A 20,386-nucleotide genomic window follows, 5' to 3' on the forward strand; every position below is an offset into this window, starting at 1 on the left:
CGCCCGCTCTGCCATCAGCGCTGCGCGCCGTCGGCGCAGCACGGCGAGCCGAACCCGCAGCCGGTAGGACGAACGTCCTCGTCGGCTCCGCGCGCCACCCGTAGGAATGGCACATCTGGTGGTGCCCCCACCGGTCGGGCACCACATCTGGGACCGGCCGTCGCCGCCATGCGTCGCCGACCCCGAAAGGCCCCGCCGTGCCCGCGTCCGCCGTGCCCCCGCCCGCCCAGCCCGCCGCCCGACCCGTCCCTCCGGCCGTCCCTCGCGCCCACGCCCCCGTGCTCGTCGACGTCGCCGCCACCGTCGACGAGTACCTGGACCGCTCGGACTGGCGGGTCAACGCGAACGCCAACCAGGGGTGGTCGCTGGGCGGCCTCATCCTCAACACGGCGGGCAAGGTCATCGCCAACTACTGGCTGTCCGAGGTCTACCCGCCGGAGGTCGGCCAGGCGCACCGCGACGGCGACCTGCACATCCACGACCTCGACATGCTCTCGGGCTACTGCGCGGGCTGGTCGCTGCGGCAGCTCCTGGCCGAAGGGCTCAACGGCGTCCCGGGCAAGGTCGAGGCGACGGCGCCGCGGCACTTCTCCAGCGCGATCGGCCAGATCGTCAACTTCCTCGGCACGATGCAGAACGAGTGGGCCGGCGCGCAGGCGTTCAGCTCCTTCGACACGTTCCTCGCCCCGTACGTCCGGCGCGACGGCCTCACGTACGAGCAGGTCCGACAGGGCCTCCAGGAGCTCGTCCACAACCTCAACGTGCCCAGCCGGTGGGGCACGCAGACGCCGTTCACCAACCTCACCTTCGACTGGACCTGCCCCGCGGACCTGGCCGACGAGGTGCCGTTCGTCGCCGGCGAGCCGTGCGACTTCACCTACGGCGACCTGCAGCCCGAGATGGACCTGCTCAACCGCGCCTACATGGAGGTGATGACCGCCGGCGACGCCTCCGGCCGCGTGTTCACCTTCCCCATCCCGACGTACAACATCACCGCGGACTTCCCGTGGGAGTCGGAGAACGCCGAGCGGCTGTTCGCCATGACGGCGCGCTACGGCCTGCCGTACTTCCAGAACTTCATCAGCTCCGACATGCGGCCCGGCGACGTGCGGTCCATGTGCTGCCGCCTGCAGCTCGACCTGCGCGAGCTGCTCAAGCGCGGCAACGGGCTCTTCGGCTCGGGCGAGCAGACGGGGTCGATCGGGGTGGTGACGGTCAACTGCGCGCGCCTGGGCTTCCTGCACCCCGGCGACGAGCCGGGGCTGCTCGCCGCGCTCGACCGCCTCCTCGAGCTGGCCCGCCAGTCCCTCGAGCTCAAGCGCACGACGGTCCAGCGGCTGCTCGACGAGGGCCTGTTCCCCTACAGCCGCCGCTACCTCGGCACACTCGACAACCACTTCTCGACGATCGGGGTCAACGGGCTCAACGAGATGGTCCGCAACGCCACGCTCGACGCCCACGACCTCACCACCGACGAGGGCCACGCGATGGCGCTGCGCGTCCTGGACCACGTCCGCGCCCGGATGGTCGAGTTCCAGGAGGCGACGGGCAACCTCTACAACCTCGAGGCGACGCCGGCGGAGGGCACCACCTACCGCTTCGCCAAGGAGGACCGCCGCCGCTTCCCAGGCATCCGCCAAGCAGGGACGGACGACCAGCCGTACTACACCAACTCCTCCCAGCTCCCGGTCGGCTTCACCGACGACCCCTTCGAGGCGCTCGAGCGCCAGGACGAGCTGCAGCGGCGCTACACGGGCGGCACCGTGCTGCACCTGTACCTGGGGGAGCGGGTCTCCTCGGCCGCCGCGTGCCGCGAGCTCGTCCGCCGGGCGCTGACCCGGTTCCGGCTCCCCTACCTGACCGTCACGCCGACGTTCTCCATCTGCCCGGCGCACGGGTACCTCGTCGGGGAGCAGCCGGCGTGCCCCACGTGCGGCGGCGCGACGGAGGTCTGGACCCGTGTCATGGGCTACCACCGACCCGTGAGCTCGTTCAACATCGGCAAGAAGGGCGAGCACGCCGAGCGCACCCCGTTCCGGGAGCCGGTGGGGCTGTCGGCGACGGCCGCGCGGTGAGCGGCCGCGGCGGCCGCGGCACCTCGCCCGACGAGGGCGCCGACGGCCTCGCCATCGCCGGGCTCGAGCGGATGTCCACGGTGGACTGGCCGGGGCGCCTCGTCGCGACCGTCTTCCTGCAGGGCTGCCCCTGGCGCTGCACCTACTGCCACAACTCGGCCATTCTCGATCCGCGCACCCCCGGGGTCGTCGCCTGGCAGGAGGTGCGCGACCTGCTCGGCCGCCGGGTGGGCCTGCTCGACGGGGTCGTCCTCTCCGGCGGCGAGCCGACGCGTCAGCCCGCCATCGTCGCCGCCGCGCGTGAGGTGCGGGCCGCGGGGTTCGGCGTCGGCCTGCACACGGCCGGCGCCTACCCGCGGGCGCTGGCGCAGGTGCTGCCGTACGTCGACTGGGTCGGCCTGGACGTCAAGGCGCCGGCCGCGCGGTACCGGGACGTCGTGCGCGTCGGCGGCCCGACGACGGCCGCCGCGGCGGTGGAGGCGTCCCTGGACCTCGTGCTCGCCGCCGGCGTGGACCTCCAGGTGCGCACCACGGTCGACCCGACGGTCCTGACCGAGGAGGACGTCGCGGGCCTCGTCGAGCGGCTGCGCGCGCGGGGGGTGCGCGAGCACGTCCTGCAGACCGTGCGGCCCGACGGGACGAGCCCGGCGTACCGGTCGGCGCTCGCGGCGGCGGGCGGACCCCGGCCGGGGTGGGACGTCGGTGCCCGCAGGGGCTGACCCGCACGGGGGACACGGCTGTCCGGTCCCTGCCACACCCTGGGCAGGCGCTGTGGCGTGCACCTATGCTCCTCGGGTCCGGCCAACGACGGCCGGTGCGTCCCGGGGGGCAAGGGTGCCCCTCGCGGAACCAGGGAGGGATGCATGCTCGAGCTCTCGACGTCCAGCCTGCTCATCGTCGCGGTCATCGCCGTCGTCGCGGTGGCCGCGCTCGGGGTGGCGATGTTCCTGCGCCAGCAGGTGCTCGCCGCCAACCGGGGCAGCCTCGCGATGCAGGACATCGCGCAGGCGGTGCAGGAGGGCGCGTCGGCCTACCTGCGCCGGCAGTTCCGGACGCTGGCGCTGTTCGCCGTGGTGGTGCTGGCCCTGCTGCTCCTGCTGCCCGGCGACGCCGGCGTGAAGGTGGGGCGCTCGATCTTCTTCCTCGTCGGCGCGCTGTTCTCCGCCGCCATCGGGTTCCTGGGGATGTGGCTGGCGACGCGCGCGAACCTGCGCGTCGCAGCGGCCGCGTCCCTGCCCGGCGGTCGCGCGGAGGGGGCGCGGATCGCCTTCCGGACCGGCGGCGTGGTCGGCATGTCGGTCGTGGGGCTCGGGCTGGTCGGGGCGGCGTCGGTCGTGCTGATCTACCGCGGGGAGGCGCCGGCGGTGCTCGAGGGCTTCGGCTTCGGCGCCGCGCTGCTGGCCATGTTCATGCGGGTCGGCGGCGGCATCTTCACGAAGGCGGCCGACGTCGGCGCGGACCTCGTCGGGAAGGTGGAGCAGGGCATCCCCGAGGACGACCCGCGCAACGCGGCCACCATCGCGGACAACGTGGGCGACAACGTCGGGGACTGCGCGGGGATGGCCGCGGACCTCTTCGAGTCCTACGCGGTGACCCTCGTCGCCGCGCTCATCCTCGGCAAGGCCGCCTTCGGCGAGGAGGGCCTGGTCTTCCCGCTGATCGTCACCGCGATCGGCGCGGTCGTCGCCGTCCTGGGCGTCGTCACGACGAAGGTGCGTGGGCAGGAGAGCGGGCTCGCGGCCATCAACCGGGGCTTCTACATCGCCGCGCTCGTCGGGGTCGTGCTGGCGGCGGTCGCGGCCTTCGTCTACCTGCCCTCGACCTTCGCGGCGATGCCCGGGGGGACCGCGGGCCTGGAGACGCACGGCGGGGACCCGCGGCTGATCGCCTCGGCGGCCGTGGCCATCGGGGTGGTGCTGGCCGGCGTCATCCTGTGGGTGACGGGCTACTTCACGGGCACGACGAGCAAGCCGACGAAGCACGTGGCCCGCACGACCCTGACGGGCGCCGCGACCGTGGTGCTGTCCGGCATCGGCGTGGGCTTCGAGTCGGCGGTCTACACCGCGGGCATCATCGCCGCCGCCATCTGCGGCGTGTTCCTGCTGGCCGGCGGGTCCGTGCCGCTGGCGCTGTTCCTCGTCGCCCTCGCCGGGTGCGGCCTGCTGACCACGGTCGGCGTGATCGTCGCGATGGACACCTTCGGACCGGTGAGCGACAACGCGCAGGGGATCGCGGAGATGTCCGGCGACGTCACGCCCGAGGGCGCGCAGATCCTCACGGACCTCGACGCGGTGGGGAACACGACGAAGGCCGTCACGAAGGGCATCGCCATCGCCACGGCCGTGCTCGCGGCGACCGCGCTGTTCGGCTCCTACGCCGACGCCGTCCGCACGGCGCTCGCGGAGGTCGGCCCGGACCTGGGCGGCGACATCACCGCGGCCATGACGTCCTACGACATCATCTCGCCGGTCACGCTCGTCGGCGTGATCCTCGGCGGGGCCACGGTGTTCCTGTTCTCCGGCCTGGCCATCGACGCCGTGACGCGCGCGGCCAGCGCCATCGTGTTCGAGGTGCGCCGCCAGTTCCGCGAGCACCCGGGGATCATGACGGGCGAGACGCGGCCCGAGTACGGGCGCGTCGTGGACATCTGCACCCGCGACTCGCTGCGGGAGCTGGCCACGCCGGGCCTGCTCGCGGCGTTCGCGCCGATCGCCGTCGGCTTCGGCCTGGGCGTCGGGCCGCTGGCGGGGTTCCTGGCCGGCTCCATCGGTGCGGGCGTCCTCATGGCGGTCTTCCTGGCCAACGCGGGCGGTGCCTGGGACAACGCGAAGAAGATCGTCGAGGACGGCCACCACGGCGGGAAGGGCTCCGACGCCCACGCCGCCGCGGTCATCGGGGACACCGTCGGCGACCCGTTCAAGGACACCGCCGGGCCCGCGATCAACCCGCTCATCAAGGTGATGAACCTCGTCGCGCTGCTCATCGCGCCGGCCGTCGTCCAGGTCTCCGTGGGCGACGACGCGAGCACCGGCCTGCGCCTGACCATCGCGGTGGTCGCGGCGGGCGTGGCGTTCTCCGCCATCATCCTGTCCCGGCTGCGCGCGGCCCGCGTCGACGCCGAGGGCCGCCTCGAGCACGACGCGCAGCTCGTGTCCGAGCGGCGGGCCTGAGCCGTCCCCAGCCCCGCCCGCCTGTCCGCCGCCCCCCGTCCCGCCGTCCGCGGGGCCGGGGGCGGCGGTGCGTGGGACGATGCGTCGACCGGGAGCGGCGCCCGGTGGCGACGAGAGGCAGGCGCGGTGGGCGAGGCGAGGGACGACGCGGCGGCGGACCCGGTGCCGGGTGCGGCGGCGGGCGGACCGGCCGTCCCGGGGACCGCGGGGGACCGTCCCGTGGCGGCGTCCGGGGTGCCGACCGTGCCCGCGGCGGGACCGGGTGACGTGCCCGTCCCGGGCGCGTCCCCGGCCGGCGACGAGGAGCCGCCGTCGCTCCGCCTCATGACGTACAACATCAAGGGCCTGCACCTCGACGCCGCCGCGGTGGCCGCGGTCGTGCGCGCCCAGTCCCCGGACGTGCTGGCGGTGCAGGAGCCGCCGCGCGGACCCCTCGGCCGCCGCCGGCTCGACCGGCTGGCGCGGCGGGCCGGGCTCGTGCCCCTCGTGCGTGGCGGCGGGGCGCGGACGACCGCGCTGCTCGTCGCGCCGGGCCTGCCGACGGGTCCCGCGCGGGCGCTGCGGCTGCCCTGGCGGCCGGGCCGCACGCGTCGCGGGGCGGTGCTCGCGCAGGTGGCAGGGGTGCAGGTGCTCGTCGTGCACCTCGGCCTGTCGGCGGGGGAGCGGTCCCGGCACCTCGACCGGCTGCTCGCGGCGGTCGACCCCGCCGGCGGGCCGCTCGTCGTCATGGGGGACCTCAACGAGCAGCCGACGGGCGCGTCCTGGCGCCGGCTGGGCGGGCGTCTTACGGACGCCGCGGTCCTCGGCGGCGGGGGCGTGGCGACGTTCCCGGCGGCACGTCCGCGGCTGCGCATCGACGCCGTCCTGGTCGAGGCGGGGGACGAGGAGTCGCCGCCGCCGACGCCCGGCCGCGTGGCGCGGGTCGTGCACGCGGTGCGGGGCCGTCGCAGCGGTGCGGGACGGGTGCCCGGCGTGGCGGCCGCCGCCCCGGGCCGCGCGGGGCTCGTGGTGCTGGGGTCGTGGGTGCCCGGCGGTCCCGTCGTCGCCCGGGCCAGCGACCACCGGCCCGTCGTCGTCGACGTGCGGCCCGCCGCGCCGGCGGCGGGGGCCGGGCGGTGACGCCCGGCGTCCCCGCGCCCGACGTCCCCGGCCTCGACGACGCCGGGGTCGAGCGGCTGCGTGCGGACCTGACCGCCGCGGGCTACACCGTCGACGGCGTCGAGGAGCTGCTCGGGCCCGTGGCGTCGGCCGCGCTGCACCGCGGGGAGGCGGTGCCGGCGCTGCGGGCGACGGCGGGCCTCGACGGCACGGGCGTCACGCGGGCGGGCGGCCCGGCCGCGCTGGTCCGGGCGTTCCTGCTGGGGGCGGACGTCGCCCGGCGGGACCTGGCCGCCGCCCTGCCGACCCTCGGTGTCGACGCCGCCGTCGCCGCGGGCCTGCTCGAGGTCGCGGGGCAGGGGAGGGACGACGCCGTGCGGGCGCGGGTGGACCTCCGGCCCTACGCCGTCGAGGACGGTCTCGGCGCGCCCGCCGACTGGTGGGTCGTCTCGGACCTCGGGGAGCTGGCGACGGGGCGCGCGCTGCGCACGGACCACGTGCTCGGCGTCGGCGGCGCGTCGGCGCTGCTCGCGCAGGCCACGGTGCGGACCCCGCGGGAGCGCGTGCTCGACCTGGGCACGGGCTGCGGCGTCCAGGCGCTGCACGCCGCCCGGCACGCGCGCACCGTCGTCGCGACGGACATCTCGTCCCGCGCCCTCGCCTTCGCGGGGCTCACGACGCGCCTGGCCGGCCTGCCGGCGGGGACGGTCGAGCTGCGCCGCGGATCGCTGCTGGAGCCGGTGGCCGACGAGCGGTTCGACCTCGTCGTCAGCAACCCGCCCTTCGTCATCACCCCGCGGGTGCCCGGCGTGCCGGCGTACGAGTACCGCGACGGCGGCCGCGCGGGCGACGCGATCGTGCAGGAGCTCGTCGAGGGGATCGGGGACGTCCTCGTGCCCGGGGGCGTCGCGCAGCTGCTCGGCAACTGGGAGGTGCACCGCGGCGAGGAGTGGCACGAGCGCATCGGCGCCTGGGTCGACGCCGCCGGCCTCGACGCGTGGGTGGTGCAGCGGGACCTGCTCGACCCCGCGCAGTACGCGGAGATGTGGATCCGCGACGGCGGCACCACGCCCGAGGGCGACCGCGCCGCCTGGCGGGCCCGGTACGGCGCCTGGCTCGACGACTTCGCCGCCCGCGGCGTCGAGGCGGTCGGCTTCGGCATCGTCACGCTGCGGCGCCCGGCCGTGCCCGGGGGCACCCGCCTGCGCCGGCTCGAGGAGGTCACGGGGACGGTCCAGCAGCCCCTCGGCCCCGTGGTCGCCGCGGTGCTGGCCGCGCACGACGCGCTCGACGCCCTCGACGACGACGCGCTGGCCGCGCAGCGGCTCGTCGTCGCGCCGGACGTGACGGAGGAGCGCTACCTCACGCCCGGCGACGCCGACCCGCGCGTGGTGCTGCTGCGGCAGGGCGGCGGGTTCGGTCGGACCGTGCAGGTCGGCACGGCCGTCGCCGGGTTCGTGGGCGCGTGCGACGGGGAGCTCGCGGCCGGGCGCATCGTCGCCGCGCTGGGGGAGCTGCTCGGGACCGGCACGGCGGCCACCGCCGCCGAGGTGCTGCCGCGGGTGCGCGACCTCGTGCGCGACGGGCTGCTCCTGCTGCCGGCGCGCTGACGTCCTCGCCGTCGACGTCCCCCGTCGTCCACAGGGGGACGCACGCGGCCGGGAGACCTGCCGCTAGCGTCCGCGCACCGCCGGAGGTCCGGCGGTCCGGCCGCGGCCGGTGGACGGCCGGGCACCGCCCCGGGGACGGGGGACGTGGTGCGCGCACCGGTGCTGCTGCACGACGACGGGGCCGCTCCGCGGGGCGTGCTCGTCGTGGCCGACGGGCGGGCGACGGTGACGCAGGTCGCGCGGGCGGTGGCGCCGCGGCGGGGGCGCCGCACCGGTGGTCGCAGCGGCCGCACCGGTCGCACGGTGCCGACGCTGCTCGTCCGGCCGCCCGGGGGCCGGTCCTGGCAGCGGCTGGCGCCGGCGGCGGTGCTCGCGGACGGGGTCCTCGTGCCCGGCGACGACGTCCGGGTCGAGGACGTGCCGCTGCCGGCCGACGGCGAGCCCGTGGCCGCCGTGCTGCGGGTGCTGGCCGGGGTGGACGCGGGCCTCGTCGTGCCGCTGCCCGTCGGGTCCGCGTCGATCGGGACGGACGCCGGCAGCGCGGTCCGGCTGCACGACCCGCGGGTGGCGGGACGGCACGCGCGCCTCGTGGTCGGGCGCCGGCTCGAGGTCGTCGACGAGGGCACCGTGGGCGGCGTCGTCGTCGCCGGGGGACGCGTGGCCCGCGCGGTCCTCGCACCCGGGGAGCCCGCCGTCCTGGGGGACACGGTGCTCGTCGTGGAGCCGGTCGCGACGGGAGCTGCCGGCGACGCCGCCGTCGGCGGGAGCCGCGGCGAGCCCTTCAACCGCGCGCCGCGGGTCGTCCCGCGGTTCGCGCCGCAGGAGCTCGACCTCCCGCCGGTGCCCGAGCCGACCGTGCCCGGCCGGTTCCCCTGGCTCACGGTCGCCGCGCCGGTGGTGCTCGGCGGGGCGCTGTGGCTGGCGACGCACGCCGCGCTGACGCTCGTCCTCGTGGCGCTGAGCCCGGTGCTGGCGGTCGGCGCGTGGTGGGAGCGGCGCGCGGGCGAGCGCCGGGCGACCCGCGTCGCGCTGGCCGCCTTCCACGCGGCGCTGGAGGCCGTCGTCGCCCGGGCCCGCGCGCTGCAGACGGACGAGGTGGCCGTGCGGGAGGAGGAGCTGCCCCCGCTGGTGGCGCTCGTCGCGGACGCGCGGTCGCGAGGGCCGCTGCTGTGGTGCCGCCGGGCGGGCGCCGGCGGCGGGCCGGTGCTGCGGGCGGGGACCGGGCCCGCGCCGTCGTGCGTGACGGTGCGAGCGGTGGCGGCGACCGTATCGACGGCGATCTCCTCGGCGCCGCACGCCGCCGCCGCCGCGGCTCGCGACGCCGCGGTGGACGCCCTCCGGCTCCTGCCGCGCCTGGCGCACGAGGTGGACCTCGGTCGGTGCGGCCACGTCGGTGTCGCCCAGGACGGCGGCCGGGACGTCGCGCGCGCCCTGGTCGCCCAGGCGGTCGCGCTGCACGCGCCCGAGGACCTCCTCGTCGCGGCCCTCGTCCCGGGGTCGCGCGCAGCGGACTGGCGCTGGCTCGCCTGGTTGCCGCACGCCGCCCCGGCCGACGTCGCCACGACGGCCACCCCGGCCGGACCACGGCTGGCGGTCGGGCCTGCGGGGTGCGCCGCCCTCCTCGTCCGGCTCGAGGAGCTCGTCGAGCGCCGCGCGGCCCTGCCCACCCGCGGTGCGTGGCGCACCGGTGCCGCGGCGGACGCCGGACGCCCCCCGGCGGTCCTCGTCGTGGTCGAGGACGCCGTGCCGGTGGACCGCGGCGCGCTCGTCGCCCTGGCCGAGGCGGGGCCGGCCGTCGGCGTCCACCTCGTGTGGGCCGCCGACCGTGCACCCGAGCTGCCCGCTGCGTGCCGGGCCTTCCTCGAGGTGACGGCACCCATGGGCGGTGCCACCGGTGGGACGGCCGGCACGTCGGCGTGGTCGGCGCGTCTCGGCCGCGCCGACGAGGGGACGTGGGCGGCCCTCGACGCGGAGGGCCTGCCCCACGTGGTGGCCGAGGACCTCGCGCGCGTGCTGTGCGGCGTCCGGGACGCGGGGGCGCCGGGACCGGGCGGTGGCGAGGTGCCCGCGGGGGTCGCCCTCACCACGCTGCTCGGTCCGGCGGTCGCGGTCGCACCCGGGGCGGTCGTCGCGCGCTGGCGCCAGTCGGGGTCGCTGGTCGAGCGCCGTGCGGCCGTCGACACGGCGGGGGCCACGGCGCAGGGTCTTGCGCGGGGTCCGGCGCAGGGTTCGGCGCGGGGACCGGCGCGGGGATCGGCGCGGGGATCGGCCGGCGCCGACGCGGGGCTGCGGGCCGTCGTCGGGCAGGGCGCCGACGGGCCGCTCGTCCTCGACCTGCGCGCGCAGGGGCCGCACGCGCTGGTGGCCGGCACGACGGGCGCCGGCAAGTCCGAGCTGCTGCAGGCGTGGGTGCTGTCGCTGGCGGCGTCCTACGCGCCGGACCGGGTGACGTTCCTGCTCGTGGACTACAAGGGCGGCGCGGCGTTCGCCGACTGCGTCGACCTGCCGCACACCGTCGGGCTGGTCACGGATCTGTCCGGGCACCTCGTGCACCGCGCCCTGACGTCCCTGCGCGCCGAGCTGCGGCACCGCGAGCGTCTCCTGGCGCGCCTCGGGGCGCCGGACCTCGTCACGCTGGAGCGGCGGGGGCACCCGGAGGCCCCGCCCTCCCTCGTCGTGGTGGTCGACGAGTTCGCCGCCCTCGCCCGCGAGGTGCCGGCGTTCGTCGAGGGGGTCGTCGACGTGGCGCAGCGCGGGCGCTCGCTCGGGCTGCACCTCGTCCTCGCCACGCAGCGTCCGGCCGGCGTGGTGACGGACGCGATCCGCGCGAACACGGGCCTGCGCGTGGCGCTGCGGATGGCCGACGAGCACGACTCCACGGACGTCCTGGGCGTGCCGCTGGCGGCGCACGTGGACCCGGCGACCCCGGGCCGTGCGGCCGTCCGCACCGGGCCGGGACGGGTCGCGGTGTTCCAGACGGGGTCCGTCAGCGGTTCGGCCGACGGCGGGCTGGCCCCGGTCGTGCGCGTGCACCCGCTGCCGCTCCACGGTGGTGCCGCGGAGGAGGCGACGGAGGCGGAGGCGACGGAGGCGGAGGCGACGGCTGCGGGCGAGGACGAGCCGGTGACCGGGGGCGGTCCCGGTCGAGGTCGCACCGCCGCGACCGGTGCCGCGACCGCTGCTCCGACCGGTGTTCCGACCGGTGCTCCGACCGGTGGCCCGTCGGACGCCGCGCGGCTCGTCGCGACGATCCGCGCCGCCGCCGTGGCGGCGGCCGTCCCCGCTCCCCGCCGGCCGTGGCTGCCGGCCCTCCCGGCGGTCGTGCCGCTGGACACCGACGGCGGGCACGGGAGCGACGCGCTGCCCCTCGGCCTGCTCGACGCCCCCGCCGAGCAGCGCCAGCACGCGGTGGCGTTCCGGCCCGACGAGCACGGGCACCTCGCCGTCCTCGGGGCCGGCGGCAGCGGCCGCACGACCGCGCTGCGGACGATCGCCCTCGGCGCGGCCACCGCGGCGGACCCGGTCGAGGTGCACGTCCTCGACCACGGCGGCGGCGGTCTCGCGGTGCTCGCGCAGCTGCCGGCGGTCGGCTCCGTCCTCGAGCCCGCCGACACCGAGCGCACGGCCCGGCTGCTGCGCACGCTGACGTCGCTGCTCGACGACCGCGCGACCCGGTTCGGGGCGGTGCACGCCGGGTCCCTGCCGGAGTACCGCCGTCTGGCGGGTCGTCCCGACGAGCCGCGGGTGCTCCTGCTCGTCGACGGGATCGGCGCGGTGCGCGACGCGTACGAGGCCGACCTCGCCCGGACGGGGGTCTGGGCCGCGCTCGTGCGGCTGGTGGCGGAGGGTCGTGCGCTCGGCGTGCACGTCGTGCTGACGGGTGAGCGACCCGCGGCGCTGCCGTCGGTGCTGGGCGCCGGGATCCCTGCGCGCGTGGTGCTCCGGCAGGCCGACGAGGGCGCCTACCTGCAGCTCGGCGTCCCGCGGGACGTGCTCGGACCCGACGCGTCGCCCGGGCGCGCGGTGCTCGCCGGTGCCGCGGAGGAGGTGCAGCTCGCGGTGCCGTGCCTGCGGCCGGTGCTCACCCCTGTCGGGGACGCCGCGCCGAGGACGCCGCGGACGCCCGGCACCGACGCCGGCACCGACTCCCACAACGACCCCGGCACCGACCCCGGCACCGACGCCGGCACCGACGCCGGCACCGACGCCGGCACCGACCCCTGCACGGACGCCGGTCCCGTCGTGGTGCCCGATGCCGCTGCCCAGGCCGCGGCGGTGCTGGCCGCGGCCGCCCGCCTCCGTGGCAGCGGCGCCCGCGTGACGGCACCGGTCGGGTGCCTGCCGTCCGTCGTGCCCGCGTCCGACCTGCCGAGGACGGTCGACGGCCTGCCCGTGATGGCGCTGGCGGACGACACGCTGGCGCCGGTCGGCCTCGCGCCGACGGGCACCCTCGTCGTCGCCGGGCCCAGCGGGAGCGGACGGAGCACGGCCCTGCTCGCCCTGGCGGAGGCCGTCGCGCACGCCGTGCCGGACGCCCGCCTCGTCCACGTCGCACACGGCCGGACGGACGTCGGCGCCGCCGGTCCCTGGTCGGCCCGCACCATCGACCCCGAGGCGGCGGCAGCACTCGCCCGGGCGCTCCTCGTGGATCTCGCGGCCGGTGCTGCCGACACCCCGGACGGGTCCGGTGCGCCGCTCGTCGTCGTGGTCGAGGGCGTCGCTGACCTGCTGGGCACGGCGGCCGACGCGCCGCTGACGGAGCTCGTGCGGGCCGTGCGGCGCGGTGGCGGCCTCGTCGTCGGGGAGGCGGAGACGTCCGCGTGGTCGGCGGGCTGGCCGCTGCTCGCGGAGCTCCGGTCCGGCCGGCGAGGACTGCTGCTGCACCCTCAGCCCGGTGACGCCGAGGGCCTGTTCCGCACCGCCCCCGGTCCGCGGGCCGTCGGCGAGCAGCCGCCCGGGCGCGGGCTCCTCGTCGAGGCGGGGCGCGTGCGGCGCGTGCAGGTCGTGCTGCCCGGGCTCCCGTCGCACCGGTGAGCCCCGGCATCCTCAACAGGGGCCGACATGGGTCGATGGTCCCGTCTGCGTGCCGGAGCAGCCCGGGCGCACCCACCGCGTCACCGGAGACCCTCATGCGCCGCCTCGTCCCGCGGTCCCTCACCGCCCGTCTCGTGCTCCTCGTCGCCGCCTTCGCCGTCGGCGTGCTGGCGCTGACCGCCGTCGCCGCCGTGCAGGCGTCCTCGGCCGCGATGGGCGCGCGCCAGGCCGCCACGCGTGACGTCGTGCAGACGGTGCTCGGCGTCGTCGCCCACTACGGCGAGGAGGAGGCCGCAGGCCGCCTCACCCGCGAGGAGGCCCAGGCCGCGGCGATCGCGGTGGTGCGCACGCTGCGCTACGACGGCGACGAGTACTTCTGGATCAACGACCTCGGCCCGACGATGGTGGTGCACCCGATCAAGCCCGAGCTCGACGGCACCGACCTCTCGGACGTCGCCGACCCCGACGGGCTGCACCTGTTCGAGGAGTTCGTGCGCGTGGTCGAGGCCGACGGCGCCGGCTTCGTCGCCTACCAGTGGCCGCGCCCGGACTCCGAGGCCCCCCAGCCGAAGGTGTCCTACGTCGCGGGCTACGAGCCCTGGGGCTGGGTCGTCGGGTCCGGCACCTACGTCGACGACGTGCACGCGGCCGCCACCGCGCAGGTCGTGCGGCTGGGCCTGGCCGGCCTCGTCGTCGTCCTCGTGGTGGGGGCGCTCGCGCTCGTCGTCGCCCGGTCGGTCGTCCGGCCGGTGCAGGAGATGACGCGCGTCCTGCGCAGCGGCGACCTCGCCACCCGCCTGCCGGCGGGCGCGGGCCGCACCGAGCTCGAGGCCCTCGCCGGCGCGGTGAACGCGTCCCTCGACCGGTCCGCCGACGTCGCCGACCGCGTGCAGGGCGCCGTCGGCCGGCTGCAGGCGGCGGCCCAGCAGCTCGTCGCCAGCAGCGACGCCGTCGCGGCGGAGGCCGAGCGCACGCGGGAGCACGCCGCCGCGGGCGTCGCGGTGGCGGCCGACGTGAGCACGGGGATCGGCACGGTGGCGTCCGGGACGGACGAGATGGGCGCCTCCATCACGGAGATCGCCACGAACGCCCAGGCGGCGGCGCGCGTCGCCGGCGAGGCCGTGGAGGTCGCTCGCACGACGAACCGCACCGTCTCGCTGCTCGCCGAGTCCTCGGGCGAGATCGGGACGGTCGTCAAGGTCATCACCTCCATCGCCGAGCAGACGAACCTGCTGGCCCTCAACGCGACCATCGAGGCCGCGCGCGCCGGGGAGGCCGGCAAGGGCTTCGCGGTCGTGGCGGGGGAGGTCAAGGAGCTCGCGCAGGAGACGGCGCGGGCCACCGGGGACATCGCCGTGCGGGTGGAGGCCATCCAGACCGCCGCCGCCCAGGCCGCCGCCGAGATCACGCACATCGGCGAGATCATCACGTCCATCAACGACTACCAGGTGACGATCGCCGGGGCCGTGGAGGAGCAGACCGCCACGACGACGGCGATGGCCTCCAGCGTCGCGTTCGCGGCGGAGGGCGGCCGCGAGATCGCCGCGACCATCGACGAGGTCGGCCGCGCCTCCGAGCGCACCACCGCCGAGCTGGACGGCGTGCGGCAGGCGGCGCAGGAGCTGCTGGCGACGTCGGGGGCCCTGCAGGAGTCGGTCCGGCAGGCGTAGCGCCGACCGGCCGCGCGGGACGGGGCGGGGGTCAGCCGACGAGGCGGACCCCCGCCCACGCCGTCCCTGCGACGAGGACCCACGCCGTCAGCCCGAGCAGCAGCGGCCGGCCGACGGCACGACGCAGCACGGCGGGCGTGATGCCCGTGCCCAGCCCGACGAGGGCCGCCACGACGACGACGCCCTGCGCGTCGGCCGCGGCCGCCAGCACCGGGACGGGCACGACCCCGGCCCCGGACAGCGCGGCGGTGACGAGGAACGCCACGACGAAGGCCGGCACGAGCGGCGGCCGCCGTCGCACGTGCCCGTCGGCAGGGGCGTCGGCAGGGGCGTCGGCGGGGGCGGCGGCAGCGGGGTGGCGGCCTCGTCGCCCCTCCAGGGCGACGAGCGCCACGAGCGGCGCGAGCAGCACGACCCGCGCGAGCTTGACGACGACCGCGGCGCGATCGGCGCCCTCCACCCGGTGCGCGGTCGCCACGACCTGGCCGACGTCCTGCACGCTCGCGCCGACCCAGGCCCCGAACGCCGCCGGGTCCAGTCCCAGCGGCTCGCGCAGGAGCGGCAGCGCCACGATCGCGATCGTCCCGCACAGCGTCACGAGGGCGACCGCGACGGCCGCGTCCTCGTCGTGCGCCCCGGCGACGTCCCGCACGCCGGCGACGGCGGACGCACCGCAGATGGAGAACCCGGTCGCCACGAGCAGCGCCTGCGGCGCCGGCACCCGCAGCAGCCGCCCGACCAGCCGCGTCCCGACGAAGGTGGTCGTCACGGTGACGAGCACGACCACCGCACCGCCGACGCCCAGCACCGCGAGCGTCCCCGCCCCCGTCTGCAGCCCGAGCAGCACCACCGCGAGCCGGACCAGGCCGTGCCCGGCCCACCGGGTCCCCGCGTGCAGGACCGGCCGGTGCAGACCGGTGGCCGCGAGCCCGGCGCCGAGGGCGACCGCGGCCGTCGACGCCTGGACGCCCGGTACGGCCCGGGCCGCGAGGAGGGCGGCCGCGGCGACGCCGGCGACGACGGCCAGCCCGGGGACGGTGCCGCGCAGCCGCGCGAGCCGGCTGCGGGACGGCCGCGGGGTCGTCGTCGCCGGACGGGCGGCGGGCGGGGCCAGCGGCAGGAGCATGGGGTCCACGGTCGGCCGGCTCGGGTCCGGCCGGTAGCGGCCCGGGGGTGATGAGGTCATCGACGGCATCGATGACTCCGGCGGGCGGCGGCGCTACCGTGCCGTGGTGACGCAGGACAGGCAGCCGCCGTCGGGCACCGCCGGTGCGTCCGGAGGTGCCGACGACGCACGGCCGGACCGCGACGACGCGCCCGCGCCCGACCCAACAACGCTCCCGCCGGCGCCGTCCCCGCGCCTGCCGGACCTGGACTCGCTGCACCTCCTCCTGCGGATCGCGGCGACCGGCAGCCTCGGCCGCGCCGCCGCCGCGCACGGCCTGGGCCAGCCCGCGGTGAGCGCCCGGGTCCGCGCGATGGAGCGGCTCCTCGGCGTGCCCCTCGTCGCGCGCGGGCGGCGCGGGTCGACGCTCACCCCCGCCGGCGCACTCGTCGCCGAGTGGGCGCAGCCGCTGCTGGCGGCGGCGGCGCACCTCGAGACGTCCGTCGCGGCGCTGCGCGAGGAGGGCGAGGGGCGGCTGCGGGTGGCGGCGAGCCTCACGGTGGCCGAGCACCTGCTGCCCGGCTGGCTCGTGCGCCTGGCGGCCGACCGTCCCGGGACGGCGGTCACCCTGGCGGCGGTGAACTCGACGGAGGTCGCGCGGCGGGTGCTGGCGGGCGAGGCCGACCTCGGGTTCGTCGAGGGGCCCGGGACGCCGGACGGGCTCGAGGCCCGCACGGTGCGCACCGACCACCTCGTCCTCGTCGTCCCGCCGGGTCACGCCTGGGCGAGGAGGGCGCGCCGGGGCCGTCCTGTGGACGCGGCCGAGCTCGCGGCGACGCGCCTGGTGCAGCGGGAGCCGACGTCGGGCACGCGGGCCGCGCTGGCGGGCGCCCTGGCGGCCGCGCTCGGCCCGGGGACCGCCCAGGCGCCGCCCGTGCTGGAGCTCTCGACGAGCACCGGCGTGCGGTCCGCCGTCGAGGCCGGCGCCGGGCCGGCCGTGCTGAGCGAGCTGGCCGTGGGTGACGACGTCGCCGCCGGCCGGCTCGTCGCGGTCCCCGTGGAGGGCGTCGCCCTCGAGCGCCGGCTGCGCGCGGTCTGGCCGTCCGGCCGCCGGCCGCGCGGCCCGGCGCAGGACCTGCTGGCCATCGCCCGCCGGTGACGCAGCCGCCTGCCGGCCAGGCACCGGGCCGCCGGTAGGCTCCGCGACCGACGAGCACGGGAGGCTGTCATGACGCAGGACGAGAGCGCGACGCCGGAGGCGGGCACGACCGCGGGCGCCGGCACGACCCCGGACGCGGGACCGTCCGCCGCCGCGCCCGGGCCGGTGGCCGTCGTGGGCGGCGGCGTCATGGGCGCCACCCTCGTCGGGGCGGTGCTCGCAGGCGGCCTCGCGCCGGGCGACGTCCGGGTCGCCGAGCGCTCCGCCGCGCGCGTCGCGGAGCTCGTCGCCGCCCACGGCGTGCAGGGCACGGCGGACAACGTCGCGGCCGTGACGGACGCGGCCGTCGTGCTCCTGGCCGTCAAGCCCGACGTCGTGGCACCCGTGCTCGACGAGATCGCCCCGCACCTGGCACCCGGCGCGCTCGTCGTCAGCGTCGCCGCGGGCGTCCCGCTCGCGGCCTACGAGAGCCGGCTGCCGGCCGGCACCCCCGTCGTCCGCGTCATGCCCAACACCCCGGCGCTCATCGGCCGCGGCGCCAGCGCGATCGCCGCGGGCACGGCCGCGGGGGAGAGGCACCTGGCCCTCGCGGAGCGCCTGCTCGCGGCGACGGGCCTCGTCGTGCGCGTGGCGGAGAAGGACCTCGACGCCGTGACGGCCATCTCGGGCTCCGGGCCGGCGTATGCGTTCTACGTGATCGACGCGATGGCGGAGGCGGGGGTCCTGCTCGGCCTGCCGCGCGACCTGGCCACGCGGCTGGCGGTCGCGACGGTCGAGGGGTCGGCGGCGCTCGTGCGCGAGTCCGGCGACCACCCCGTCGTCCTGCGCGAGCGCGTCTCGTCGCCGGGCGGCACCACCGTCGCGGCCGTCCGGCAGCTCGACGTGCACGGCGTCCGCGCCGGTGTCCTGGCCGCCGCCGAAGCCGCGCGCGACCGGTCCCGCGCGCTCGGCGCGGCGTACGGGGCCTGAGCCGCGTGGCCACCGAGGGCCCGGCGCCCGTGCACGCGCCCTCGATGGCCGACGTGGCCGCGCTCGCGGGCGTGTCCCACCAGACCGTCTCCCGCGTCGTCAACGAGCACCCGAGCGTCCTGCCGGACACGCGCGAGCGCGTCCAGGCGGCCATCGCCGCGCTGGGCTACCGCCGCAACAGCGCCGCCCGTGCGCTGGTGACCCGCCGCTCGGGCGTGCTCGGCGCGATCACCATCGGCGGCACGCACTACGGGCCCACCAGCACCCTGCTGGAGCTGGAGGACGCGGCCCGCGCGGCCGGTTTCGTCGTCACGGTGGCCACCCTGCGGCAGGGCGACGAGGCCGCGGTCGGCCACGCGCTGGAGCGGCTGCTGGAGATCGGCGTCGAGGGCGTGGCGGTCGTCGCCCCGACGACCCAGGTCGCCGACGTGCTGTCCGGGCTGCGCGCCACTGTCCCCGTGGTCCTCGTCTCGTCCTACACGGAGGGGCCGCGGCCCGAGGGGGTGCACGCGGTGGCGGTCGGCCAGCGCGCCGGCGCCCGTCTGGCCACCGAGCACCTGCTCGCGCACGGTCGCGCGGAGGTGGTGCACGTCGCCGGCCCGCAGGACTGGTTCGACGCCCGTGACCGCGTCGCCGGCTGGCGGGACGCGTGCGAGGCCGCCGGGGTGCCGGCCCGTACGCCGATCGGTGCCGGCTGGGACGCCGCGGACGGGTACGCCGCGGGCCGGCGCCTGCTCGACGAGGGCCTGCCGCCGGCCGTGTTCGCGGCCAACGACCAGCTCGCGCTCGGCCTGCTGCGGGCGCTGTCGGAGGCCGGCGTGCGGGTGCCGGACGACGTCGCGGTCGTCGGGTTCGACGACGAGCCCGGCGCCGCCTTCTACAGCCCACCGCTGACGACGGTCCGCCAGGACTTCGCCGCCCTCGGCCGCGCGGCGGTCGACTCCCTCACCTCGGTCCTCGCCGGCGGCGACCCGGGCGACAGGGTGCTCACGCCGCAGCTCGTGATCAGGGCGTCGAGCGCGACCTGATGTCGCCCCCCGGGGTGAAAGACCGCTCCGCGCTGTAAGGTGGTTCTCAGGTTGAGGGAACAGCCTCCGGACTGCAGCAGCGACGCGGCCCGAAGCCCCCGCCTCCTTCTGCAGCAGCCGACCCGGCGAGGGCCCGCACTCTCTTCAGAAGGAAGAGCCATGTCCCTCGACGACCTCCTGCACCTCGGCGCCCTGTCCCCCGGAGCCGGCCCGGACCTCGTCTGCACCGTCGGAGGTGCGCACCCCGTCGTCGTCGCTCCGTCCGGGGAGCTCGACCGGCAGGGCGGTCCCTTCCTCGTGGGGTTGGCCGGCCTGGTCGCCTCCCGTCCCGGGGTGGACGTCGTGGTGGACCTGACCGGGGTCGGGTACGTCGACGTGGCCGGGATGCGGGCGCTGGCCACGGCGCGGGACCTGGTGGTGGAGCGGGGCGGCGAGCTCAGGGTGCGCGGCGCGAGCGGGACGGCCCGTGTCGTGGCCACGGTCATGGGTCTGGAGGAGCTGCTCGACGAGCGAGCCGGTGCACCTGCCGGCACCGTCGCCTCCGCCGCCGTCCCCACCGACGGGCCCGTCGCCGTCGTCGCGGTGCCCGGGCTGACCACCGGCGTGCTGGAGCTCGCGGCGGTGCCGGTGCACCACGCGGAGCTCCACGCCGCCCTCGGGGCCTTCGTCGACGTCGTGCTGCGGACGGTCCCGGGCGCGACGGCCGTCAGCGTGCAGCTCGGCTCCGCGGCGGAGCCGACCGAGGTGGCCTCGACGTCGCGGCGCGCCGCGGAGCTCGACGGGTGGCAGATCCGGGCGGGCGAGGGTCCGTGCGTCGAGTCCGGCGACACGAGCAGGACGGTCGTGAGCGCGGACGTCCTCACGGACGCGCGCTGGCCACGCCTCGTGCGGGCCGCCCGGGCCGGTGGCGCGGTTCCGGTCGTCTCCAGCCCCCTGCTCGACGAGGGGCGGGCCATCGGCGGCGTCAACGTCTACGGGGCGGACGGCGGCGTCTTCCACGGGGGGCACCGGCACGCCGTCGAGGTGATGGCGGCAGGCACGACCACCGGCGTGGAGCAGCTGCGCCTCCACGCCGAGCTGCGCACCCAGGCCGATCAGCTCCGCCAGGCGCTGGTGTCGCGCGCGACGATCGACCAGGCGAAGGGCATCGTCATGGCGCACCGCGGCGGCACCCCCGATGAGGCGTTCACGTTCCTGTCCGCGCTGAGCCAGCACAAGAACGTCAAGCTGCGCGACCCGGCGCGCGAGATGGTGGAGCAGGCGAGTCACGCCGCGGCGCCGTCCGGGCGCCCGTCCGGCCCCCGCGGGCCGGTGGCCGCCGGCGTGCGGTCGTCGTCGGGCACGAGCCTGCCCGCACGGCGGGGCGCCGGCGGCACGGGCGCGTAGCCGCACTCCCACCCCGCCGTGACCCGCACCGGCGGGGTGGGAGAGGATGAGGGCCGGTCGACAGAGGGAGAACCACCATGTG

Annotated in this window: 12 protein-coding genes; 11 read left to right on the top strand and 1 reads right to left on the bottom strand. The window is 77.8% G+C overall.

Annotation, left to right across the window (positions count from 1 at the left end; all coding sequences use genetic code 11):
• Positions 1-278: 278 nt before the first annotated feature.
• From BM048_RS06835 to BM048_RS06865, 7 genes are all read left to right on the top strand, one after another.
• Positions 279-2,075 (top strand): ribonucleoside triphosphate reductase, encoded by a 1,797-nt coding sequence (locus tag BM048_RS06835; RefSeq protein ID WP_203708939.1) that lies wholly within the window; start codon positions 279-281, stop codon positions 2,073-2,075.
• Complete coding sequence (locus tag BM048_RS06840) at positions 2,072-2,794, top strand: anaerobic ribonucleoside-triphosphate reductase activating protein (RefSeq protein ID WP_275407351.1); 723 nt, start codon at positions 2,072-2,074, stop codon at positions 2,792-2,794. Before BM048_RS06835 ends, BM048_RS06840 begins: the two co-directional genes overlap by 4 nt.
• Before the next feature lie 144 nt (positions 2,795-2,938).
• Positions 2,939-5,245: a sodium-translocating pyrophosphatase gene (locus tag BM048_RS06845; RefSeq protein WP_090031763.1), complete on the top strand. Its 2,307-nt coding sequence runs from the start codon at positions 2,939-2,941 to the stop codon at positions 5,243-5,245.
• Between the two features lie 126 nt (positions 5,246-5,371).
• Positions 5,372-6,364, top strand: coding sequence for an endonuclease/exonuclease/phosphatase family protein (locus BM048_RS06850; protein WP_139224352.1), 993 nt, complete (start codon positions 5,372-5,374; stop codon positions 6,362-6,364).
• On the top strand, positions 6,361-7,953 hold the full coding sequence (locus BM048_RS06855; protein ID WP_090031766.1) for a DUF7059 domain-containing protein: 1,593 nt from the start codon (positions 6,361-6,363) through the stop codon (positions 7,951-7,953). Before BM048_RS06850 ends, BM048_RS06855 begins: the two co-directional genes overlap by 4 nt.
• A 144-nt stretch (positions 7,954-8,097) precedes the next feature.
• Complete coding sequence (locus BM048_RS17770; protein ID WP_175499366.1) at positions 8,098-12,987, top strand: FtsK/SpoIIIE domain-containing protein; 4,890 nt, start codon at positions 8,098-8,100, stop codon at positions 12,985-12,987.
• Positions 12,988-13,082: 95 nt separating this feature from the next.
• The gene (locus BM048_RS06865; RefSeq protein WP_090031767.1) at positions 13,083-14,657 is read left to right on the top strand and encodes a methyl-accepting chemotaxis protein; all 1,575 of its coding nucleotides are present in this window, start codon (positions 13,083-13,085) and stop codon (positions 14,655-14,657) included.
• A 31-nt stretch (positions 14,658-14,688) separates the two neighbouring features.
• Here the strand turns inward: BM048_RS06865 and BM048_RS06870 are convergent, their stop codons facing one another.
• On the bottom strand, positions 14,689-15,783 hold the full coding sequence (locus BM048_RS06870) for a YeiH family protein (protein ID WP_090032089.1): 1,095 nt from the start codon (positions 15,781-15,783) through the stop codon (positions 14,689-14,691).
• Between the two features lie 106 nt (positions 15,784-15,889).
• Between BM048_RS06870 and BM048_RS06875 the strand changes: the two genes are divergently transcribed.
• The 4 genes from BM048_RS06875 (at position 15,890) to BM048_RS06890 (ending at position 20,304) form a co-directional block, all read left to right on the top strand.
• Complete coding sequence (locus BM048_RS06875; RefSeq protein ID WP_239079056.1) at positions 15,890-16,921, top strand: LysR family transcriptional regulator; 1,032 nt, start codon at positions 15,890-15,892, stop codon at positions 16,919-16,921.
• A 69-nt stretch (positions 16,922-16,990) separates the two neighbouring features.
• Positions 16,991-17,890 (top strand): pyrroline-5-carboxylate reductase, encoded by a 900-nt coding sequence (gene proC, locus BM048_RS06880; protein ID WP_090031769.1) that lies wholly within the window; start codon positions 16,991-16,993, stop codon positions 17,888-17,890.
• Positions 17,891-17,895: 5 nt separating this feature from the next.
• The gene (locus BM048_RS06885) at positions 17,896-18,918 is read left to right on the top strand and encodes a LacI family DNA-binding transcriptional regulator (RefSeq protein WP_308439557.1); all 1,023 of its coding nucleotides are present in this window, start codon (positions 17,896-17,898) and stop codon (positions 18,916-18,918) included.
• 159 nt (positions 18,919-19,077) lie between these two features.
• Complete coding sequence (locus BM048_RS06890; protein WP_090031770.1) at positions 19,078-20,304, top strand: ANTAR domain-containing protein; 1,227 nt, start codon at positions 19,078-19,080, stop codon at positions 20,302-20,304.
• Positions 20,305-20,386: the final 82 nt, after the last annotated feature.

Origin of the sequence: Cellulomonas marina (genome assembly GCF_900111925.1) — a bacterium.
GTDB classification, from domain to species: Bacteria; Actinomycetota; Actinomycetes; order Actinomycetales; family Cellulomonadaceae; genus Cellulomonas; species Cellulomonas marina.

What these genes read in the sequence shown, in the direction of transcription:
- BM048_RS06845 (WP_090031763.1), top strand. Translation starts at nt 2,939, where the DNA reads ATGCTCGAGCTCTCGACGTCCAGCCTGCTCATCGTCGCGGTCATCGCC.
- BM048_RS06865 (WP_090031767.1), top strand. Translation starts at nt 13,083, where the DNA reads ATGCGCCGCCTCGTCCCGCGGTCCCTCACCGCCCGTCTCGTGCTCCTC.
- BM048_RS06870 (WP_090032089.1), bottom strand. Translation starts at nt 15,783, where the DNA reads ATGCTCCTGCCGCTGGCCCCGCCCGCCGCCCGTCCGGCGACGACGACC.
- proC (WP_090031769.1), top strand. Translation starts at nt 16,991, where the DNA reads ATGACGCAGGACGAGAGCGCGACGCCGGAGGCGGGCACGACCGCGGGC.
- BM048_RS06890 (WP_090031770.1), top strand. Translation starts at nt 19,078, where the DNA reads ATGTCCCTCGACGACCTCCTGCACCTCGGCGCCCTGTCCCCCGGAGCC.